Below are 21,443 nucleotides of genomic sequence, written 5' to 3' on the forward strand. Positions count from 1 at the left end.
GTGCACGGTGCGCACCTCCCCGTTGAGATCGGCGAATCAACCACACCGATCATGATCTGTGAGCTGCGCGGAATGTCCGCGCAGCCCGTTCTTGTCAGTGGTGGCAATGACCTCAAGCGTCGAGATCGTCGGAATCTTCGCCCACGGTCGAGCTGTTGAGATTTCCTCCGACCACGGTCATGTCGACCGCATTCTGCTGGAGGTTCGCACCCATCACGATCTCCTGGTTGAACGCGCTGGTGTTGACGATCGCGTCGGCCGTGGCTGTGCTGGTTCCGGTGACAAAGCCGTCATCACCATTGTTGGAACCCCACACGCCGCCGCTGCCGCCGCCGCCGCCGTCTCCGTTGAAGGCCCAGCCGCCGTTGCCGCCGTCGCCGCCATTGCCGCTGGCCGCCCAACCGCCGAGGCCGTTGCCACCCGTGCCGTCGGCCCATGCACCGCTCAGAGCAGCGCCGCCGTTGCCGCCGCCGGCCAAGGCATGTCCGCCTTCACCGTCACCGCCGTTGGCCCAGCCGCTTTGGGCTGCACCGCCGACGCCGTAGCCGCCATCGCCGCCGCTGCCACCGACGCCGAGACCGACACCCGTACCGGCACCCGCTCCGGCGCCTGCCGCGGCCGCATCGCCACCGTCACCGCCGTCGCCGGCGTCCTTGGCGAAACCGCCATCGCCGCCGTCGCCGCCATTTCCGGCGCCTTCACCGTTCCCAGCCTTGTTGTCGCCACCGTCACCTGCGTCATCGGCATCACCGCCGAAGTTCAGGATCGGAACCTTGGCGTAGAAGGCATCAACTCCGTCACCGCCTTCGGCATCGCCGCCGTCACCGGCATTCTCGGCATCGCCACCGGTGGCATTGCCGCCATTGCCGCCGTCGTCGCCGTCGCCGGCCTTGTTGTCGCCGCCGTCGTCGCCGTCACCGGCCAAAGCTGCGCCGATACCCAGACCAAGGCCGAGACCAAGGCCAAGGCCGACGCCTGCTGCGCCGTCGCCGCCCTTTGCGCCCTCGCCCTTGCCGCCGTCGGCCTTACCGCTATCGGCGTTGCCGCCCTCGCCCTTGCCGCCGTCGGCTTCGCCACCGTCGCCTTCGCCTCCGGATGCCAGGCTGACTGCGAGACCGCCTTCGCCCTTGCCGCCGTCGCCTTCGCCGCCGGTGGCATCGCCGCCATCGTCGCCATCGCCGCCATTGGCCTTAGCCTTTGAGCCGCCTTCGCCGCCGCTGCCGCCTGCATTGATGCCGTCGTCAGCGTGGGCATCGCCGCCATTGGCGTTGATATTCTGCTTGAAGTAGTCGTCGTTCTTGACTTCGGCATCGTGCAGAACATCGTCGTCGGAAATGTTGGCGACCTGGCTGATCGCGTTACCGACATCGTTGCCGGCTCCGTCGAGCGCGTCCGAGAGGATGTCTTCAAAGTTGATGTTGAACATGCCTTCGATCTGGGCGTTGCCGGCCATGTCGATATCGGCAAAGTCGTCATCACTGGGCTTGAAGCCATCGAGAGCGAAATCGACCGCAACATCGACGTCGACATCCGTTTCATTCTTGTTGACGTTGACGTTGACGTTCTTGTTCTCGTTCTCGTTGTCGTTCTCATTGTCGATCCGAGCCTTCAGCTCGGCATCGATCTTCGCTTCAGCGTCCGCATCGGCGTCGGCGTCGGCTTCACTTTGGGATTCCGATTCTGCCTTGGATTCGGACTCCGACTCGCTCTCCGACTTCGCCTCCGATTCAGACTCGCTCTCGGATTCAGCTTCGCTTTCGGACTTCGACTCACTTTCGGATTCCGACTCACTCTCGGATTCGGCCTCGCTCTTGGATTCGCTCTCGGAACTGGATTCGGATTCGCTGCTGGGATCCTTGATCAGGTTTTCCCAGTCCCAGGGCTTGTGTTTGTACGCCATTGTAGTGTCCTCAATTCAGGACCACGACAGCTTGACCGCTATTCATCTCCGTAGGGCCTTCACCGCGTAGTACGTTGCATTGATGTTTGGAAATTCGGCGCTCGGACGCGCATCGACGCGGACGGACGCCTGGCTCTGGTTCAGTTTTCGGTGATGCGGGCCCTCCCTTTCCTGTTCGGGAGACGGCGCGTTTCTCAGGCGAGGGAACTGGTGCAACGCATGAACTTGATGCTGACAGTCACCCGCCCGGACGGCTTCCGTTCCCGGCTTGATCCGAGCAGTGTGAGGCGAGCAGAGGACAGACAGGAAGATGCCACTTCGATTTAGCCCGATGGAGCTATAAGAACTTTATGGTTAATAAAAACTATTAAAAGAGTATATTATGGATAATTAAAACATGGTCCATGTAATTATGAGAACATTTCGCGCTATTTTCACGATATTGTTCGGCAATCCATTCGGTGTCTCTTAATAATCCTCGAAATGTACTTTATGGCTACCTTGTTCAGCACAATGAATTGCTCATGAGCCCTATGTAACTAGGGACTTAACGTGCTGCATACCTCTATCGAGCTATTCCGAGAGTCAAAAATTTGGTCTATAGTTTTTTACGTTTAACGGAGAGACAGCCCGGACGGTCGAGTATCCGTCGAGGGGCGGGAGGCGTCTCCAATGATGCAGCGTATGAGTGGTGCGTCCGCAGCCAGTCAAGTAACCTTGGCCTTTCCTACTACGATCAAAAACACCTACCACCGAAAACTTCTTTTTGTCGCACCGCCAGGCTGCGTTTCCGACGCTCTGATTGCGGCCGTTGAGAGGGAGTTCTCCTGGATTTCCGTTGCTCACGTACTGGAACCGGGCCTGGCCTGCGCCCGTTTTGATTCAGAGGTTCAGCTCATTCTGGTCGATGTCAGCCAACTTGAGGCATTCCGAAACAGCTGGAGCGAACTCGCCGGCATGCATCCCCATGCCGCGGCGGCAGTGATGATGACCGCACAGGATCATCGTTCCACGAGCTTGACGCAGATCAAGGATTTCCAAGCGGCACGCGGCATTCTGCCCATGGATGTGAACCTGGATATCTGGCTCTCAATCATTCGCATCATGCTGAAAGGAGGGGCATACTTTCCATCCGCACGGCTCCCACAGGCACAGCAAGCCAGTTCGGCAGGTCCCGGTCTACGGGCAGAGGGACGTCCGCACCGCTTGACCGGTCACGAGCAATGGAGCGAAACGATGGACGATCTCACCATGCGCGAACTGGAAGTGCTTGCGATGGTGGCTCGCGGGTATCAGAACAAGATCATCGCTGCCGATCTCAACCTCTCCGAACACACGGTAAAAATTCATCTGCACAACATCATCAGAAAGCTGGGCGTCCACAACAGGACGGAAGCTGCGGCCATGTATTTCGACTACACAAGCCGCCGTGAGAATGTTGATGATGGTGACAACGGATCAGGCCAGGACGCGCCCGTACCGCGCAACAACGCGGACGACCTTTGAAAACCGCCCCGATGCCAAAGCTCCAGGAGATTCTTCTGCTCGTCGGGCAACTGAACTACACTTGGACGAATACTGAGAGCCTGTTGATCTATCTGATCGCGGGGCTTGCGGGGACCGACAAGGAAACCGCGATCGTCATCTTCCTGACGCTGAACACGCCGCGGGCCAGGATCGACCTGGTGGAACGTCTTGCGAAAATGCACAAGACGCCGAGTGACTGCCGGTCCGAGATACTCAACGTCACCAGGCAGCTCTCCAAGGAAGCAAGCCTGCGCAACAAATTCAACCACTGCATCTATTCGTTCGATCCGGAAAGCGGACGCGGGATCACACAGCTCATGCGCATCGTCGAGAGCAAGGACGAGATCAGATACGGCAAGGTGGAGAGCCTGGACGAAACAGAGATGGAGAGGATAAAGAAGAGCATCTCTTCTCTCGTCGAGATAAACAAGACCATCTGGGCCATCTCCAAAAAGTACAGCTTTCCGGCTTCCTGACGACCGCAATTGCGATGTCGTGCTTGCCCTCAATGGATTTCGCGGCGACAACTGATTTTATCCGTGCCGTGGTGCCCAGAGCAATTCCCTGAAAAAATGCCAGTTCCATCAAGTCTGTGAAAAAATGGGCACGCCCATCAAGATCATCGGCGATGAGGCAATAGGCGAGCGCAATCACGATCCCCAGCCGCAGACTGTCGTCCGAGCGGCGCCACAACTTCGCCCCGTAATTGTTGCCGGTGATCGACTGCATTGCATGGGAAAGGGGCCATAGCGTTCCGGCACATCGGCCCAGGGCGATCCGGTCTGGAAACGCCACAGGATGCCGTTGAGAACCTTGCGGTCATCACCGCGCGGCACACCGCGAACCTTGTTGGGCAGACGGGGTTCAATCACACTCCATTCGAAGTCGCTCAATCGTATCGACGCATTCAGGCCGCCAAAAGAAGCCTTGAATCAGAACGTGTCACAAACTGATAGTCAGTTTATGAGTTTGCGGCCTAGATCAGCAGAGTTTGAGGAAGATTTTCCGATTGTAGCCCGTTTGCGCAACGCTTTAGAGCAGATCATCGTTTCACTGAAACGCTGTTCTGCTCTATCTACTTGTTTTTACCGCATTTGTGCGACGTCAGGTGATTCCACCTGAGTGCAAAATGCTCTAGACGTTGCTCTTGCTCACCAAGGAAAGCGCCGTTTGCCTCCCTCGGCCCCGCCTTCCTTCGCTTTGTGCGAAGGCGGCTCCGAGGAAAATTGGCGGAAAGCGGCGGATTTTGTTACAATCAAAAAACGGCGCGAAGTTCCAGCATAGCGTGCTATCCCGGTGCTACCCGGAGCACTTCGGCGGAACGCCATAACCTTCCAAGTCATTGAAAGAAGACTGGCGCACCCGACAGGATTCGAACCTGTGACCTCTGCCTTCGGAGGGCAGCGCTCTATCCAGCTGAGCTACGGGTGCCCCGGGTAAGGGCGAACGCGACGCGTTGCGAGGGCTTTCATAACCGATGGTCTGGCCGGCATCAACGGCGAATTCCATGGGGTTGGCAAAGAAGTTTGGGCATATTTCACGTGAGGGAGGTTAATTCCACAGCACGGGACCTTCGCCGCCGGTCGGAGATCCTGCCGTCGACTGCTTGGTCGCGACCTCCAGTGTGAGCACCACCGGCAAGGCCGGCTTCCGGCTCCGGCGACCAGCGCAGCCTGCCGCGCCCAGATTCCAGACGGCCCTTTAGTCCGCCAAAACCGACCGACCTCCAGAATGCTGTTTCGCACATCGCAGGGTTGCCTCCGTCGTGGCCGGGCGGGCTTTCGCAAGCCCTCGCATTCGGCTAAAGCCCGGAGTTGATGACAAGGTCGGACTTCCAGGCATGCACCAGGGTGACAGGCGCGAGGCGCTTCTTTTGGGGATAGATACGGGCGGGACCTACACCGACGCCGTGATCTATTGCGAAACGCGCGGCGTGCTGGCCAAGGCCAAGGCACTGACGACACGGCACGACCTGACGCTCGGTATTGGCGGCGCCGTCAATGCCGTGCTGGAAAAAGGCGGGTTCGAAGCGGACGCGATCGGCCTCGTCTCCATGTCGACGACACTCGCCACCAATGCGCTGGTCGAAGGTCAGGGCGGACGGGTCGGGCTGGTCATGATCGGATTCGGTGACGCCGACCTCGACCGTGCGGGGTTGCGCGCGGCTCTCGGCGGTGATCCCGTCGTCTTCGTGCCGGGCGGGCACGACGTGCACGGCAATGAAAACCTCTTCGAGATGACGGGGCTGGAACCCTGGCTGAATGCGCATGGCGCCCATGTGACGGCCTTTGCCGTCTGCGCCTATTTCGCGGTCCGCAATCCTGCCCACGAGATCACGATGTGCGAAATGCTGCGGGCGCGGATGGGGCTGCCGGTGACGGCCAGCCACGAGCTCTCGGCCAGGTTGGGCGGACCCCGGCGGGCGCTGACCACGCTTCTCAACGCGCGCCTCATCGGTCTCATCGACCGCCTTATCCTCTCGACCAAGCGATTCCTTTCGGCGCGCGGCATTGAGGCTCCGCTGATGGTGGTGCGCGGCGACGGGGCGCTCGTTTCGGCAAGCTTTGCCCACGACAGGCCGATCGAGACCATTCTGTCGGGCCCGGCGGCGAGCCTCGTCGGCGCGCACTGCCTCACCGGCATCGACAACGCCATCGTCTCGGATATCGGCGGAACGACGACCGATATAGCACTTCTGGCGGGAGGCCAGCCGAGGCTGGACCCCGAAGGCGCCATGGTGGGCGGCTACCGCACCATGGTCGAGGCGGTCGCCATGCGCACCTACGGGCTCGGCGGCGATTCGGAGGTAAGCCTGGAAGAAGGTGCGCTGGAGCCCGTGCTAAGGCTCGGTCCCCGCCGGCTGACCCCGCTGTCGCTTGCCGAAACGCTGCATCCGGGCGTGGTGCTGCCCGAATTGGAGCGGCAGTTGAACCAGATACAGCCCGGCAGGCTGGACGGCCGGTTCGCGTTCACGGCCGGGCTGCCGGCGCGTTTCGCCGCCGGGCTGACCGAGGCTGAAAGGCGGCTTTACGAGCGGTTGTCGGAGCGACCGCAGGCGCTCGACCGGCTGATCAGCGGCGGAATGGAACAGGCGGTCCTTCAGCGCCTGGTGGGGCGCGGCCTGGCGCTGATCTGCGGCTTCACGCCGTCCGACGCGGCCCATGCGGCGGGGCGGCAGGCCACATGGAACAGCGACGCTGCAAGGGCGGGCGCGGCCCTTTTCGCGCGGCGTCGGGATGGTCGCGGGCAGCCGATCGCCAGGGACGGCGTGGAAATCAGCCGGCGCGTGCTGGCGCGTCTGACCCGGCTTTCGGCCGAGGCCATCCTCGACACGACGCTGGCCGAAGACGGGTTCGACAGCGCCATGACGGCGCGCAACACCGTCATCCAGCGCGCGCTCGACGGCGCCCAGGGCATCACGCGCATCGCGCTGTCGCTCGACCGGCCGGTGGTCGGTCTCGGTGCGTCAGCGGCCTTGCACTATGCGGGGCTGGGAACGTTGCTGGGGACCGAATGCGTGCTGCCGGAGCATATGGACGTCGCCAATGCGGTGGGCGCGGTTGCGGGGCGGGTTTCCGCCGTCGCGAAGGCCAGGGTCAGCAGGCTCGGCGAAGGCTCGTTTCGGGTGAGCGCCGGCGCTTCGATCCGCGATTTCGCCGACGAGGCGGCCGCCATTGGGTTTGCGGAAGAGCAGGCGCGCGGGCTGGCGGCGCTGCGGGCGGCGGAAGCCGGCGCGGAAACCAGCGTGATCACCGTCGGCCGCGACATCTCGGCCACCGAGGTCGACGGACAGCGCATCTTCATCGAGGCCAAGGTGACGGCGCGGGCTTCGGGCCGGCCGCGCATTGCCGCATGAGGGACCCGCACGGTGAACAGGGCGTCGGAATCCGAGTGAATTGACCGCGCGTGCGCAGCGTGATCAAAACGCCGGCAGAATTGGAAAAGCAGTGCTTACGGAGAAGTGGAAATGGTTGAACGCGTTGAAACCGACGGCTTGAAGATCGCGCGGGAGCTGCTTGATTTTGCCGTCGACGAGGCCTTGCCGGGCACCGGTGTCGACGCGGAGACTTTCTGGCGGGCGCTTTCGGACATCGTTCATGCGATGGCGCCCAAAAACCGCGCCCTTTTGGCCCGGCGCGACGCACTGCAGGCGGAGATCGACTCATGGTACAGGGAGAACGGTGCGCCTTCGGACCTTGATGCCTACGAAGCCTTCCTGCGCGACATCGGGTATCTGCTGCCGGAGGGACCCGATTTTCAGGTGACGACCGAGAATATCGATCCCGAAATATCGCAGATCGCCGGCCCCCAGCTCGTCGTTCCCGTGACGAATGCGCGCTACGCGCTGAACGCGGCCAATGCCCGCTGGGGATCGCTCTACGACGCGCTTTACGGCACCGACGCCATTTCCGAAGATGGCGGGGCGGAAAAGGGCAAGGGCTACAATCCCAGGCGCGGCGAGAAGGTGATTGCCTGGGCGCGGGATTTCCTGGACAAAAGTGTGCCGCTCGGCGACGCAAGCTGGGCGGATGCTACCGGGTTTGCCATCGAGGATGGCCAACTCTTCGTGAAGACGGAGCAAGGCCAGGCGCGCCTCAAGGAGAGCGTACAGTTCTTCGGTTATGAAGGGGAACCTGCCTCGCCGCGCGCCATCGTGGTCGAGAAGAATGGCCTGCATGCCGAGATCGTCATAGACCGCGAGCACCCCATCGGCAAAACCGATAGAGCGGGCATTGCCGACGTCGTTCTGGAATCGGCGCTCACGACAATCATGGATTGCGAGGATTCGGTGGCCGCCGTCGACGCCGAGGACAAGGTCCTCGTCTATCGCAACTGGCTCGGCCTGATGAAGGGCGACCTGGAGGAAGAGGTCACGAAGGGCGGCGAAACCTTCACGCGCAGGCTCAACCCCGACCGGACCTTCAACGGTCCAGACGGTTCCGAGCGCAGCCTCAAGGGCCGCTCGCTGATGCTGGTGCGCAATGTTGGCCACCTGATGACCAATCCGGCGGTCCTGGACCGGGAAGGCAAGGAGGTGCCGGAAGGCATCATGGACGCGATGTTCACCGCGCTCATCGCGCTGCACGACATCGGTCCCGGCGGCAGGCACCTGAACAGCCGCGAAGGCTCGATGTATATCGTCAAGCCGAAGATGCACGGCCCTGAGGAAGTGGCCTTCGCGGTCGAGCTCTTCGACCGGGTCGAGGATGCGCTTGGCATGAAGCCCAACACGATGAAGATGGGCATCATGGACGAGGAACGGCGCACGACGGTCAATCTCAAGGAATGCATCCGGGCCGCATCGGAGCGCGTGGTGTTCATCAATACCGGCTTCCTCGACCGCACCGGCGACGAGATCCATACTTCGATGGAAGCCGGCCCGATGATCCGCAAGGGCGACATGAAGCAGGCCACCTGGATCAAAGCCTACGAAGACTGGAACGTGGATGTGGGCCTTGCATGCGGGCTTTCAGGCCATGCGCAGATCGGCAAGGGCATGTGGGCCATGCCCGACCTGATGGCGGCCATGCTGGAGCAGAAGATCGGCCATCCCGAGGCCGGCGCCAACACCGCCTGGGTGCCCTCGCCCACCGCGGCCACACTGCACGCCACCCATTATCACCAGGTGGATGTGAAAGAGGTGCAGGAGAGCCTCAAAAGCCGGCCGCGCGCCAAGCTCTCGGATATCCTTTCCGTGCCAGTCGCCACCCGGCCGAACTGGGCGCCGGAGGAAATCCAGCAGGAACTGGATAATAACGCCCAAGGGATCCTCGGTTACGTCGTGCGCTGGGTCGACCAGGGGATCGGCTGTTCGAAGGTACCGGACATAAACGATGTCGGTCTGATGGAAGACCGCGCGACGCTGCGTATCTCGGCGCAACATATGGCGAACTGGCTGCACCACGGCATCGCCAGCAAGGAACAGATCATGGAGACGATGAAGCGCATGGCCGCGGTGGTCGACCGGCAGAACGCGGGCGATCCGAACTATCGTCCGATGGCGCGGGATTTCGACGGATCCACAGCCTTCCAGGCGGCCTGCGATCTCGTCTTCAAGGGCCGCGAACAGCCCAACGGCTACACTGAGCCGGTGCTCCACAGGCGGCGGCTGGAGCTGAAGGCGGCCGGCCGGATTGCATAACTGCTGGTCAAACGGAATGCATCTCCCATGATCGTCCTCGCCATCGACACCGCCGCCTCGCTATGCGCCGCCTGCGTTTATGACGCGGGCAAGCAGGCGGAACTCGGCCGCGCGGTGCTGGACCTTGGCAAGGGGCATGCCGAACATGTCATGCCGGTCATCGAAGAGGCGCTGCACGATGCCGGGCTCGGTTTCGAGGCGGTGGAGGCGGTGGCGGTGAATGTGGGACCCGGTTCGTTCACCGGCGTGCGCGTAGGTGTTTCGGCAGCGCGGGGGCTGGCACTGGCGCTGGGCATCCCCGCCATCGGAATCAATGCACTCGAAGCGCTCGCGGCGCAGGTGCGCGAGGCGCATCCCGGCCGCGACGTCGTGGTCGTCACCGGCAATCGCGGCGAAAGCCTTGCCTACGCGCGCTACGATGCCGCGGGCGGGCTTGTGGAAGGCCCGCTGCTCGAAACCGCGGCGGATATCGCAAAACGGCTGACGGGCGATCCGATTCTTGCCGGCGATGCCGGCGACAAGGTTGCCGGTTCGGCCTCTGTCGATGCCGTCTTGGCTTCGGCCACCGCGGACATCGTGTTCTATGCGCGGCTTGCGGCGCAAAATGCTGACCGTCCGAAACCCGTTCCGCTCTACCTGCGCGGGCCGGACGCGAAGCCGCAGACGGCCTTTGCCCTGCCTTTGAAGGACGCATGATGGCGCTGTCTATCGGGCGCTTCCGGCGCCGCAATTTCATCATACGCCCGCTCGAACGCGACGATTGCGACGCGATGGCCGCGCTGCATGAGGAGAGCTTCGCCCGCCCGTGGTCCGACGAGGAATTCGCCGCGCTGATTGCGCAGGAGACGGTGTTCGGCTTTGCCGCCATCGAGGAAGGCCGAGCGCGCGCGAAGCCGCAGGGTTTCGTGCTGGCCCGCCTGGCCGCCGGCGAAGCCGAGATTCTGACCATCGCCGTGTCGCGCGCGCTGCGCCGCCGTGGATTGGGATATAATCTTATGGACGCAGTCCTTCGCCATCTGCACGCCGAGCGTGCCGAGGCGCTGTTTCTGGAAGTGGACGAGACGAATATCGGGGCAATCGCGCTTTACCGGCGGCTCGGGTTTCAGCAGGTGGGCTCGCGCCCGGACTATTATCGCGACGAGGCGGCGCGGAGAACGAGCGCCCTGATCATGCGGCGCGGAATGCGCGAGCGGCGAGCATAGATGTATCATGCGATCCGCCTTTACGGCGCGCTCCTGCTCGTCGCCGTCTACACACTGCCGCTGATGGGGGCGCAATGGCTGGCGCTGCGGACCGGCTGGCCCGACGAGCGCATCGCTCCGCGCCTGTGGCATTGGCTGACGCTGCGGGTGCTTGGCATAAGAGTACGGCGGCAGGGGAAGCTGGCGCGCAACGGTCCGCTCATGATCGTCGCGAATCATGTTTCCTGGACCGACATATTGGTGCTCGGCTCGCTTTCCGGCGTGCATTTCATCGCCAAATCCGAAATGCAGTCCTGGCCGGTGCTGGGCACGTTTGCCCGGCTTCAGCGTTCGGTGTTCGTCGAGCGGGAAAAGCGCGGCACCTCGCCCGAGCAAGCGCGCGAAATTGCCGCGCGGCTGGCCGATGGCGATCCCATGGTGCTGTTTGCCGAGGGCACGACGAGCGACGGAAACCGGGTGCTGCCTTTCAAGAGCACGCTTTTCGGGGCAGCGCAGCTTGCGCTTTCGGCTCTTGAGGAAGTCCAGGTGCACGTGCAGCCGGTGGCCATCGCCTATACGCGCAAGGCCGGACTGCCGCTCGACCGCCGCGAGCGCGGGCGCATAGCCTGGATCGGCGATATGGACCTGTTTCCGCATCTCCGGGAGATTCTCCAGGGCGGCGCGCTCGACGTGGAGGTTCGCTTTGGCGAGCCCTTCGCCTTTGCGGCCGACGGCAGCCGCAAGAAGATCGCGCGGCAGACCGAAGAGGCGGTGCGCCACCTGCTCATCACGGCGCTGCGCGGGCGCGAATCTTGATTTGAGCGCCTCCAAGGGCAAAAACCGTCTGTTTTTTGACACGCAAAAACGTTAGGAAACCGGCATGGAACACAACACTATGCCAATCGCTGGGCCATTCGCCGACCCGGCCGGAATGCAGGAAGCTCATCCAGCGGCCACGAAAAAGGTCTTCGTGAAGACCTATGGCTGCCAGATGAATGTCTACGATTCCCAGCGCATGGCCGACGCGCTTGCCGCGGACGGCTATGGGCCGACGGAAACGATAGAGGACGCCGACCTCGTTCTTCTCAATACCTGCCACATTCGCGAGAAGGCGGCGGAGAAGGTCTATTCCGAGCTTGGCCGCATAAGGCAGCTCAAGGAAGAGCGCGCCCGGCAGGGGCTGGAGACGGTCGTGGGCGTCGCCGGCTGCGTCGCCCAGGCGGAAGGACGCGAGATCCTGCGCAGGGCGCCGGTGGTCGATCTCGTCATCGGTCCGCAGACCTATCATCGCCTGCCGCAGGTCGTCGGCAGGGCCAGGGGCGGCGAGAAGATCGTCGAAACCGAATATGCGCTCGAAGACAAATTCGAGCACCTACCCCAGCCGCGGCGCCAGGAAGTGCGCAAGCGCGGCGTGACGGCATTCCTGACGGTGCAGGAGGGCTGCGACAAGTTCTGCACCTTCTGCGTGGTACCCTATACGCGCGGCGCGGAAGTCTCGCGGCCGGTGGCGCAGATCGTGGCGGAGGCCGAGCGGCTGGCCGAGGGCGGCGTGCGCGAGGTCACGCTTCTGGGCCAGAACGTGAATGCCTGGCATGGGGACGGCGGAGACGGCCGCGAATGGGGACTGGGCGAACTGCTGTTTCGTCTGGCCGAGATACCGGGTCTCGACCGGCTGCGCTACACGACCAGCCATCCCCGCGACATGGATGACGCGCTGATCGCGGCGCATCGCGACCTCGACAAGCTGATGCCCTACCTGCACCTGCCGGTCCAGTCGGGCTCCGACCGTATCCTCAAGGCGATGAACCGCAAGCACACCCATGACGACTATCTGCGGCTGATCGAGCGCATTCGTACCGCGCGGCCCGATATCGCCATGTCGGGCGACTTCATCGTCGGCTTTCCCGGCGAGACGGACGCCGATTTCGAGGAAACGATGCGCATCGTGCGCGAGGTCGGCTATGCCCAGGCCTTCTCGTTTAAATATTCGCCACGGCCGGGCACGCCGGGTGCCGACATGGTCGACCATGTCGAGGAGGCGGTGAAGGATGAAAGGCTGCAGAAGCTGCAGGCCCTGCTCGGCGAGCAGCAGCGGGCCTTCACCCAAAGCCTGGTCGGGCGGACGATGGATCTGCTCCTTGAGAAGCCGGGCCGCCATCCGGGACAGCTTGTCGGGCGCTCACCCTGGCTGCAGCCAGTGATTGTTGATGAAAGCGCCGGCGAAATCGGCGACATTATCACGGTACGAATCAGCAGTGCGGGAACCAACAGCCTGTTTGCCGGTTCGACCGATAGCCCAAGCAGGGCCGTCGAAGCAAAAAGGGCTCCGGCTCAGGAGGAAGCCCAGATGGGGGTAAGCGTTTGACCGCCAGCAGCGAGCTGAAGAATACGCCTTCCGGGGCGTCGGACATGGCGCATATCGTACTGACTTTCGACGACAACAAGTTTGCAGGCGCGCTTTACGGGCCATTTGACGAGAATCTGGCCCGGATCGAACAGAAGCTGGGTGTCGACATCCACTCCAAGGGCAATCAGATCGCCATAAAGGGCGAGCCGGTGGCGGCCGAGCAGGCGCGCCGGGCGCTGGATTATCTCTATACGCTCGTACAGGGCGGAACCGAGCTGAACACGTCGGAGGTCGACGGTGCGGTGCGTCTGTCGCTGGCCGCCGAAGACCAGCTGAGCCTGCCAACGATGGAAGGCAGGGGCAAGCTGGCTGCGGCGCAGATATCGACCCGCAAACGCACAGTCTATGCCCGCTCGGCGAATCAGGACGCCTATATGCGTGCGCTGGAGCGCTCGGAACTCGTCTTCGGCATCGGCCCGGCCGGCACCGGAAAGACATTCCTGGCCGTTGCCTATGCGGCGATGCTGCTGGAGCGCGGCATGGTCGACCGAATCGTGCTGTCGCGCCCCGCGGTGGAAGCCGGCGAACGGCTGGGCTTTCTACCCGGCGACATGCGCGAGAAGGTCGATCCCTATCTGCGGCCGCTTTACGACGCGCTTTACGATATGATCCCGGCTGACAAGGTGGAACGCGCTCTGGCCGCCGACGTCATCGAAGTGGCGCCGCTGGCCTTCATGCGCGGTCGGACGCTGGGCAACGCCGTCGTCATCCTCGACGAGGCGCAGAACACCACGCCCATGCAGATGAAGATGTTCCTTACCCGGCTCGGCGAGAACGGGCGCATGATCGTGACCGGAGATCCAAGCCAGATCGATCTGCCGCCCAACACCAAATCGGGATTGATCGAAGCGCTGCGCGTATTGAAGGACGTGCCGGGCATCGTCACTGTCAAGTTCGATGAGAAGGACGTCGTGCGCCATCCTCTGGTGGCGGCCATAGTGGAGGCATACGACCGCACGTCGCGCCAGCCGACGCCCCGACCGGAAGACAATGGCTGAGAACAACACGAGCCAGCCTATCATCTCCGTAGAATGCGTCATCGAGGCCGATGGCTGGCCAAGGGAGGAGAGCTTGCGCGACCTCGCCCTCGGCGCGATCGAAGCAGCTGTGCAAGAAGCCGGCGCGAGCCGGCCCATCGGTCTGACGGTCATGTTTACCGACGATGAAAGCATACGCGATCTGAACGCCCGCTTTCGCGGCAAGGACAAGGCCACCAATGTGCTGTCATTTCCCGCGGCCGCCGTTCCAGGAAGCGAGGACGATTCCTATATCGGCGATATAGCCGTCGCCCGGCAGACTGTTGCGCGCGAGGCGGAAGCGGAGGGAAAGACCTTCGATCATCATTTGACCCATTTGATCATTCACGGTTTTCTTCACCTTCTGGGGTATGATCACGAAACCCCGGAAGAAGCCGAAGAAATGGAAACGATGGAACGACGGGTGCTCGAGGGACTTGCGATCAGCGACCCCTATGCATAATTGTGTGTTTTGAACGATCGAAGGACGATGACCGAAACTTCCGCGACCACAGTCGGCGATGCGCCTTCCAGCCATGCCGAGCAGCCTTCCGAGGGCGAAGAGGGATCTAGTAGACCCCGAGAACACATCCAGCACCGCGCGCCCTTGATGCAGCGCATAGTGGGTTATCTGGGCGTGCGCAACGGCAATTCGTTGCGCGACGACTTGGCGGATGCGCTGGACGAGCAACACCACGGCAGAGCGTCTTTCTCGCCCGGCGAACGCGCAATGCTGAAGAACATTCTTCGCCTGCGGGAATTGCGGGTAGAGGATGTGATGGTGCCCCGCGCCGACATCGAGGCGGTGGACCTGAACACGACGCTCGGCGAGCTTCTGACCACTTTCGAGCGTTGCGCCCACTCGCGCATGCCGGTCTGCGGCGAAACGCTGGACGATCCACGCGGTATGGTGCACATCCGCGATGTCGTGGGGCATCTCATCCGCTCTTCCCGCCAGAAAAAAGGCCGCGGACGGACCGCGAAGGCGGCCGTGCAGTCTCCGCCCCTGGATCTCGGCAGCATCGACCTCACGAAGACGATTGGCGAACTCAGCATCATGCGGCCGCTGCTTTTCGTGCCGCCGTCCATGCTGGCTTCCGATCTCATGGCCAAGATGCAGGCTGGCCGCATTCAGATGGCGCTCGTCATCGACGAATATGGCGGCACCGACGGTCTCGTTTCGCTCGAGGACATCGTCGAGATGGTCGTCGGCGACATCGAGGACGAGCACGATGAAGACGAGCCGCTGATCGAGCAGAAGGGCGACGGCGTGTTCATCGTCGATGCCAAGGCCGAGATTGAGGATGTGGCGGAGGCCATCGGCGCGGGCTTCAACGCAGGCGAACATGCCGAGGAAGTCGACACGATCGGGGGCATGATCTTCAATGCGCTGGGCCGGGTTCCGGCGCGCGGCGAAGTCGTGCAGGCCATACCCGGCTTCGAATTCCACGTCATCGACGCCGATCCCCGGCGCGTGAAGCGCGTGCGTATTGTCCAGGGCCGCGCAACCGACCGCAGACGCCGGCCGGCAAAGTCTGCGGAGGAGTGATCGACGCCTGGGCAATGTGTCAGGTCGGGTCTTGGCCGTGGATGGCAGAAGATCCTTTTCATACCTGATGTCAGCGAAGCTGCACCGACGACACAAGGATCAACTCAGGCTCCGGCCAATTGCTCGATGTCCCGCCAAACGCCTGGGGGATGCCCCTTGTAGGCCGCAATGCAAAATTCCAGCCAAGACGCCGCTCTGCCATGGTTTAAGGCTGCATGCCGAACTGCTAGATTCCGGTCTTTGATTCGGGGGCATAAACCAGACCATGGAAAGTCTCGCGGGCTGGGTGATCTTGCTCTGGGGCTGGCCGCGCAGGCTTTGCGGTCTCGTCGCCGGTGCGGTGGCCGCGCTGGCGCTCGCGCCCGTCGATTTTCCAGCCGCCGGCTTCATCGCCTTTCCCGTGTTGGTCTGGCTGCTGGATGGCTCAGTAGGCCGAGGGGGCTTCCTTGGCCGGACCTTTCCCTTCTTTTCGACCGGCTGGTGGTTCGGCTTCGGCTATTTCCTCGCCGGCATGTGGTGGGTAGGTGTACCGTTGCTTTCCAACGGGGGCGAGCAGGCCTGGGCCCTGCCTGTCGTGACCGTCGGCCTGCCTGCACTGCTGGCGGTCACTTACGGTCTCGCTGCCCTTTTTGCGCGACCTTTCTGGGATAACGGGCTGGGCCGCATCGCCGGTCTTGCCTTTGGGTTCGGTTTTGCCGAATGGCTGCGGGCATTGACCTTATCCGGGTTCGCCTGGAACGCGATAGGCTACACGGCCATGCCTTCGCCTCTGTTCATGCAGCTTCTGCCCTTCGCCGGGCCGGCCGGTATGAGCGCCATCGCGGTGTTCGTGTTCGCAGCGCCTACCCTTCTGGGCGGGCGGAAGCATATCCGCAGCGGTCTGGCGGTCGCCCTGGCCATCGTCGTCGCGACGGTCGGCTATGGCTTCTTCCGCATGTCCCAGACGACCGATGCCGAGCACTCCATCCCTATCCGCCTGGTACAGATCGGGGGACCGGCGAGAGAGAACGATGCCGAAAGCTTCATCGGGCTTTCACGGACGCCGCCGATGTGGGAGGGGCGCGCGCCCGAGCTCATAGTCTGGCCCGAGCGGGCGCTGCCCTTCGTGCTGTCGGAGCGGGCCGAGGTGCTGGACGCGCTGGGCGAGGCTATCGGGCGGGACCAGACGTTGATCGCGGGTGCCTTGCGCGCCGAATCCGGGGCGGGCAATGCGGACCGCCGAATCTACAACGCCGCCATTCAGATCAACAGTGCCGGCGAGATTGCCGATGCGGCGGATCAGACACGAATGCTTCCTTTTGCCGACTACGTACCTCTTGCCGATCACCTCCGCCGTCTGGGTTTCGAGTGGACCGGCCTTGCTTCAGGATACACGCCAGGCGCGTCACGCCGTCTTTTTCGCATAAGCGAGGGACTTGCCGCACTTCCTCTGCTGGGAAACGAAACGGTGATCCCGTTCGCCGCGCGGGACACTTTCGCCGCGCGGGACACTGGGGAAGACGCGAACATCATCGTCGCGCTGGCCAGCGATGGTGTCTATGCGGGTACGCCGCAGCCCTACCAGCACCTGCGGCAGGCGCAATATCGCGCCGCTGAGGCATGTTTGAGCATGGTGCGGGCGAGCGACGGGGGTATTTCGGCCGCCATCGATCCCCATGGACGCATCCTTGACGGCCTTGTCGACAACGCCAACGGTATCGCGGACGTCGAGTTTCCTGTCATGCGTGCAAAATGCCCGAAATTTGCTGTTTTTGGGACAGAAGGGCTTTCATTTATCGCTGTTTTTGCCATTTTTGCGCTGCTATTAAGCAAGCGGGGGCGCTCAATTTGACATTGTGCTTTCCTGCTACACATAGTGGATAAGCCGACTATTCACGCGCTGGTTCTGGTGGCCAAAACTGGGAAGAGCGGTTGAGAGTCGGACGATATGCCGGTAGTTCGGCGAGGGATAAATGAATAAGAACAACAAGAAGAAGCCTAATCCGATTGATATACATGTTGGGAGCAGAATCAGGCTTCGCCGTAACATGCTGGGTGTCAGTCAGGAAAAACTTGGCGATAGCTTGGGCATTACGTTCCAGCAGATCCAGAAATACGAAAAGGGCACCAACAGGGTCGGCGCAAGCCGCCTGCAGGCGATCGCGTCCATCCTGAACGCGCCCGTCTCGTTCTTTTTCGAAGGTGCGCCGGGCGAAGACGGAACACCTGCCCCCGGCATGGCCGAAGATGGAACGGCCTATGTCGCCGATTTCCTCAACAGTTCCGAGGGCATCCAGCTTAACCGCGCATTCGTGAAGATCGCTGATCCGAAGGTGCGCCGCAAGGTACTGGATCTGGTCAAGGCTCTCGCCGCGGATACGGCAGCAAGTCCCGAATAGGACGCGCGCCGCAGACAAGACCGTTTTGCCGCATCGGCTGCCGCATTTTGGATGTGACGGCGATGATACATAATGCGTTTGACGGCTCTCCGGCGTGCCATAATTCTTGACCTCTTCATCTGCCATTGAGTAACAAGGTGCCGCCAGTGGCCGGCGCCGTGCCGGCGTTTTTTCTCAGAGGGGTTACCCGTGGCGCGCCAGAACTATCTCTTCACAAGTGAATCCGTCTCCGAAGGGCATCCGGACAAGGTTTGTGACCGGATTTCCGATGAAATCGTGGACCTTGTCTATCGCGAAGCCAAGAAGGAGTGCATGGACCCCTGGAAGGTGCGCGTCGCATGCGAAACGCTGGCCACCACGAACCGAGTGGTCATAGCCGGCGAGGTGCGCGTTCCGCAGAGCCTCCTGAAGAAGGACAAGGACGGCAATACCGTGCTCGACAAGAGCGGCAACCCGGCCGTGAACCCGTCGAAATTCCGCTCCGCCGCCCGACGCGCAATCAAGGCCATCGGCTATGAGCAGGAAGGCTTCCACTGGAAGACGGTCAAGATCGACGTGCTGCTGCACGGCCAATCTTCCGACATCGGCCAAGGCGTCGACAGCGCCGCCGACCGGCAAGGCGAGGAAGGCGCGGGCGACCAGGGCATCATGTTCGGCTATGCCTGCCGCGAAACGCCCGACCTGATGCCGGCGCCGATCTACTACGCCCACCGCATCCTCCAGCTTCTCGCCGATGCCCGCAAATCCGGTATCGGCGATGCCGCAAAGCTCGGTCCCGACGCCAAGAGCCAGGTGACCGTGCATTACGCCGACGGCAAGCCGAAGGAAGCCACGCAGATCGTACTTTCCACCCAGCATCTGGATGCCAGCTGGGACAACAAGAAGGTGCGCCAGGTCGTCGAGCCCTATATCCGCGAAGCGCTTTCCAGCGGCGGACTTGCCATTGCCGACGATTGCAACTGGTACATCAACCCGACCGGCAAATTCGTCATCGGCGGACCGGACGGGGATGCCGGACTGACCGGCCGCAAGATCATCGTCGACACCTATGGTGGCGCAGCACCCCATGGCGGCGGCGCTTTCTCCGGCAAGGACACGACCAAGGTCGACCGGTCGGCGGCTTATGCGGCGCGCTACCTTGCCAAGAACGTCGTGGCGGCCGGGCTTGCCGACCGCTGTACGATTCAGCTTTCCTATGCGATCGGCGTCGCCCAGCCGCTCTCGGTCTATGTCAACCTGCACGGCACGGGCCGGGTAACCGAGGAAGAGGTCGAGATCGCCATTCGGGAAGTGATGGATCTCTCACCCTCCGGCATCCGCCGCCATCTCGACCTCAACAAGCCGGTCTATGCCAAGACCGCCGCCTATGGCCATTTCGGCCGCAAGGCGGGGCGCGACGGATCGTTCTCGTGGGAGCGGACCGACCTCGCCAAGGCGCTCAGGCAGGCACTCGCCAAGGCAGCTTGAAGGGCTAAGCCGGGTAATACCAATGACAGCCGATCATCCCGAGCGGGCGAGCGAAGCCTTCTTCGGTCGCCGCCGCGGAAAGCGGCTGCGACCGCAGCAACTGGCCGCACTCGAAAAAGCGCTCGAAGCGCTTCGCCTTGACCTTGGCCCGCCGGCGCCAAGGGATCTCGCGTCGCTGTTTTCCGAAGCGGTGGATAGTGTGCGCTTGGAGATCGGTTTCGGCGGGGGAGAACATTTTCTCCATGAGGCGACCAGGCTCGAGCGGACCGGGTTTATCGGCGTCGAGCCCTTCGTCAACGGCATGGCGAAACTGGCAGCGCAGCTCGACGGGCAGGAGCCGGGCAACATCCGCCTTTACGACGATGACGCCACACGGCTGCTGGATTGGCTGCCGGCAGGATCGATCGCCGGGATCGACCTTCTGTATCCAGATCCATGGCCAAAGAAGAAGCACTGGAAGCGGCGGTTCGTCAGCCCAGCGAATCTCGAACGGTTTGCCCGCGTCATGCGGCCCGGAGCACGGTTCCGCTTCGCCTCCGACATCGACACCTATGTCAACTGGACGCTCCAGCACTGCCGGGCACACACCGATTTCGAATGGCAGGCGGAGAGCGCAGAGGACTGGCATACCCCCTATGAGGGATGGCCCGGCACGCGCTATGAGGCGAAAGCGTTGCGCGAAGGGCGCAGGCCTGCCTATCTCACCTTCATGCGCAGGTAGAGCACTTCCGGAAAAAACGGAAAACCTGGTTTCCGTCCGGAATTGCTAAATCAAGTCAGGAAAGACCTGATCAGTATCGGCGAAGCCGGGAGAACTGCTCCGGATCGATGCCGAGGCGCTGCAGGTCGGTCGTGCGCGCGGGCTGGCGGTTGCGTACGGCGGCAGACACTGCCATGGCGCTGCCCATGAAATCAAAGAATTCGCCGACGCCGGTCACGAATTTGCGGGTTTTCATCTGGATTCTCCATATGTTGCGCTGCAATACAGATAGGCCTTTCCGGACCCGACCGGTAGCGCTCTTTCGACAAGGCAACCATGCGCTGTGTGCATTGCAGCATGCACTCCCCCTCCCACAGCGCCTAAAAAGAGCCGGGATGGCCATGGTGCTTGAATAATCGGTCCCGCTCGGCTATATGAACGTCAAATTCTTGGTCTTAGTGGCGAAGAGTGGGTCCGACCGGTCCCGCTCTTTTTTGTTAGCCGCAAGGCCTTCGAGACAGAAGAGCGACTGAGGCTTGATGCAGGACAGCACGATGCAGGACGACCGCATTATCCGCGAGAGCGGCGTCGATGCACGCGTCGCCGCCATCGTTCGGCCCGTTGTCGAGGCGGTGGGTTATCGCTTGGTACGAGTGCGGCTGCTTGCCCAGGACGATTTGACGCTGCAGATCATGGCCGAACGGCCCGACGGTTCCATGACCGTAGAGGACTGCGAGGAAGTGAGCCGCGCCGTATCGCCGGCGCTGGACGTGGAAGATCCCATCGACAGCGCCTACCAGCTCGAAGTATCCTCACCAGGCATCGACCGTCCTCTCGTGCGGCTGAGCGACTTCCAGGCGGCAATCGGGCATCTGGCCAAGGTAGAAACCGCCGTTCTGGTAGCCGGACGCAAGCGCTTTCGGGGTCAGATCATCGCCTGCGATGCGGAAAAGCTGACGATCGATCGCGACAAGGTTGGCGAAGGCGAGGAAGCGCGCGCGGTCATCCCGCTCGACGCCATCGCCGAGGCAAAGCTGGTCCTGACCGACGCACTCGTCCGCGAGGCGCTGAAGAAGGACAAGGAAGAGCGCCGCCAGCGCAAGAAGGCGCGGCGGAAGGGCGATGACGCCGGAATCGAGACCGACGAATAGAATTTTCTTGCCGGCAGGCCCAGAC

The 21,443-nt window shown here is 62.4% G+C and carries 18 protein-coding genes, 1 tRNA gene and 1 pseudogene; 16 read left to right on the top strand and 4 right to left on the bottom strand.

Annotation, left to right across the window (positions count from 1 at the left end):
• Positions 1 to 112: 112 nt before the first annotated feature.
• On the bottom strand, positions 113 to 1,900 hold the full coding sequence (locus N1058_RS03355) for a hypothetical protein (RefSeq protein ID WP_265516077.1): 1,788 nt from the start codon (positions 1,898 to 1,900) through the stop codon (positions 113 to 115).
• A 672-nt stretch (positions 1,901 to 2,572) separates the two neighbouring features.
• On the opposite strand from N1058_RS03355, the gene N1058_RS03360 reads away from it, so the two are divergent.
• Together N1058_RS03360 and N1058_RS03365 are read left to right on the top strand one after the other, a co-directional pair.
• Complete coding sequence (locus N1058_RS03360; protein ID WP_265516078.1) at positions 2,573 to 3,406, top strand: helix-turn-helix transcriptional regulator; 834 nt, start codon at positions 2,573 to 2,575, stop codon at positions 3,404 to 3,406.
• 11 nt (positions 3,407 to 3,417) lie between these two features.
• Positions 3,418 to 3,903 carry a hypothetical protein gene (locus tag N1058_RS03365; RefSeq protein WP_265516079.1) on the top strand — a complete coding sequence of 162 codons (486 nt, stop codon included), beginning with the start codon at positions 3,418 to 3,420 and terminating at the stop codon, positions 3,901 to 3,903.
• A gap of 249 nt (positions 3,904 to 4,152) precedes the next feature.
• On the opposite strand, the pseudogene N1058_RS03370 reads toward N1058_RS03365, so the two are convergent.
• Positions 4,153 to 4,338: pseudogene (locus N1058_RS03370) on the bottom strand (transposase); the annotation flags it as partial.
• 443 nt (positions 4,339 to 4,781) lie between these two features.
• Positions 4,782 to 4,858: transfer RNA gene (locus tag N1058_RS03375), tRNA-Arg, on the bottom strand.
• Positions 4,859 to 5,267: 409 nt separating this feature from the next.
• On the opposite strand from N1058_RS03375, the gene N1058_RS03380 reads away from it, so the two are divergent.
• The 13 genes from N1058_RS03380 to trmB all read left to right on the top strand — a co-directional run bounded on the left by N1058_RS03380 (position 5,268) and on the right by trmB (position 20,288).
• Complete coding sequence (locus N1058_RS03380) at positions 5,268 to 7,283, top strand: hydantoinase/oxoprolinase family protein (protein WP_265516080.1); 2,016 nt, start codon at positions 5,268 to 5,270, stop codon at positions 7,281 to 7,283.
• A 111-nt stretch (positions 7,284 to 7,394) separates the two neighbouring features.
• A complete protein-coding gene (locus tag N1058_RS03385) occupies positions 7,395 to 9,569 on the top strand; it encodes a malate synthase G (protein WP_265516081.1) in 2,175 nt (724 codons plus the stop codon).
• Between the two features lie 27 nt (positions 9,570 to 9,596).
• Positions 9,597 to 10,265 carry a tRNA (adenosine(37)-N6)-threonylcarbamoyltransferase complex dimerization subunit type 1 TsaB gene (tsaB, locus tag N1058_RS03390; protein ID WP_265516082.1) on the top strand — a complete coding sequence of 223 codons (669 nt, stop codon included), beginning with the start codon at positions 9,597 to 9,599 and terminating at the stop codon, positions 10,263 to 10,265.
• A complete protein-coding gene (gene rimI, locus N1058_RS03395) occupies positions 10,265 to 10,771 on the top strand; it encodes a ribosomal protein S18-alanine N-acetyltransferase (protein ID WP_265516358.1) in 507 nt (168 codons plus the stop codon). The genes tsaB and rimI overlap by 1 nt, the downstream gene beginning before the upstream one ends.
• On the top strand, positions 10,772 to 11,566 hold the full coding sequence (gene olsA / locus N1058_RS03400; protein WP_265516083.1) for a lyso-ornithine lipid O-acyltransferase: 795 nt from the start codon (positions 10,772 to 10,774) through the stop codon (positions 11,564 to 11,566).
• Positions 11,567 to 11,645: 79 nt separating this feature from the next.
• Positions 11,646 to 13,115: a tRNA (N6-isopentenyl adenosine(37)-C2)-methylthiotransferase MiaB gene (gene miaB, locus N1058_RS03405; protein WP_420847943.1), complete on the top strand. Its 1,470-nt coding sequence runs from the start codon at positions 11,646 to 11,648 to the stop codon at positions 13,113 to 13,115.
• A 44-nt stretch (positions 13,116 to 13,159) separates the two neighbouring features.
• Complete coding sequence (locus N1058_RS03410) at positions 13,160 to 14,155, top strand: PhoH family protein (protein WP_265516360.1); 996 nt, start codon at positions 13,160 to 13,162, stop codon at positions 14,153 to 14,155.
• Positions 14,148 to 14,636 (top strand): rRNA maturation RNase YbeY, encoded by a 489-nt coding sequence (gene ybeY / locus N1058_RS03415; protein ID WP_265516084.1) that lies wholly within the window; start codon positions 14,148 to 14,150, stop codon positions 14,634 to 14,636. The genes N1058_RS03410 and ybeY overlap by 8 nt, the downstream gene beginning before the upstream one ends.
• Positions 14,637 to 14,663: 27 nt before the next feature.
• On the top strand, positions 14,664 to 15,722 hold the full coding sequence (locus tag N1058_RS03420; protein WP_265516085.1) for a hemolysin family protein: 1,059 nt from the start codon (positions 14,664 to 14,666) through the stop codon (positions 15,720 to 15,722).
• Positions 15,723 to 15,987: 265 nt separating this feature from the next.
• Positions 15,988 to 17,553 (top strand): apolipoprotein N-acyltransferase, encoded by a 1,566-nt coding sequence (gene lnt, locus N1058_RS03425; RefSeq protein WP_265516086.1) that lies wholly within the window; start codon positions 15,988 to 15,990, stop codon positions 17,551 to 17,553.
• A 121-nt stretch (positions 17,554 to 17,674) separates the two neighbouring features.
• Complete coding sequence (locus N1058_RS03430) at positions 17,675 to 18,100, top strand: helix-turn-helix domain-containing protein (protein WP_265516087.1); 426 nt, start codon at positions 17,675 to 17,677, stop codon at positions 18,098 to 18,100.
• 189 nt (positions 18,101 to 18,289) lie between these two features.
• Positions 18,290 to 19,567, top strand: coding sequence for a methionine adenosyltransferase (metK, locus tag N1058_RS03435; RefSeq protein WP_265516088.1), 1,278 nt, complete (start codon positions 18,290 to 18,292; stop codon positions 19,565 to 19,567).
• Between the two features lie 22 nt (positions 19,568 to 19,589).
• Positions 19,590 to 20,288, top strand: coding sequence for a tRNA (guanine(46)-N(7))-methyltransferase TrmB (gene trmB, locus N1058_RS03440; protein ID WP_265516089.1), 699 nt, complete (start codon positions 19,590 to 19,592; stop codon positions 20,286 to 20,288).
• A gap of 70 nt (positions 20,289 to 20,358) precedes the next feature.
• On the opposite strand, the gene N1058_RS03445 is transcribed toward trmB, so the two are convergent.
• Positions 20,359 to 20,523: a hypothetical protein gene (locus N1058_RS03445; protein WP_265516090.1), complete on the bottom strand. Its 165-nt coding sequence runs from the start codon at positions 20,521 to 20,523 to the stop codon at positions 20,359 to 20,361.
• Between the two features lie 283 nt (positions 20,524 to 20,806).
• On the opposite strand from N1058_RS03445, the gene rimP reads away from it, so the two are divergent.
• Entirely contained in the window at positions 20,807 to 21,418 is a 612-nt protein-coding gene (gene rimP / locus N1058_RS03450; RefSeq protein WP_420847934.1) for a ribosome maturation factor RimP, read from the top strand.
• Positions 21,419 to 21,443 lie beyond the last annotated feature (25 nt).

It is taken from the genome of Nitratireductor luteus (genome assembly GCF_026162365.1).
In the GTDB taxonomy this organism is placed as follows: Bacteria; Pseudomonadota; Alphaproteobacteria; order Rhizobiales; family Rhizobiaceae; genus Chelativorans; species Chelativorans luteus.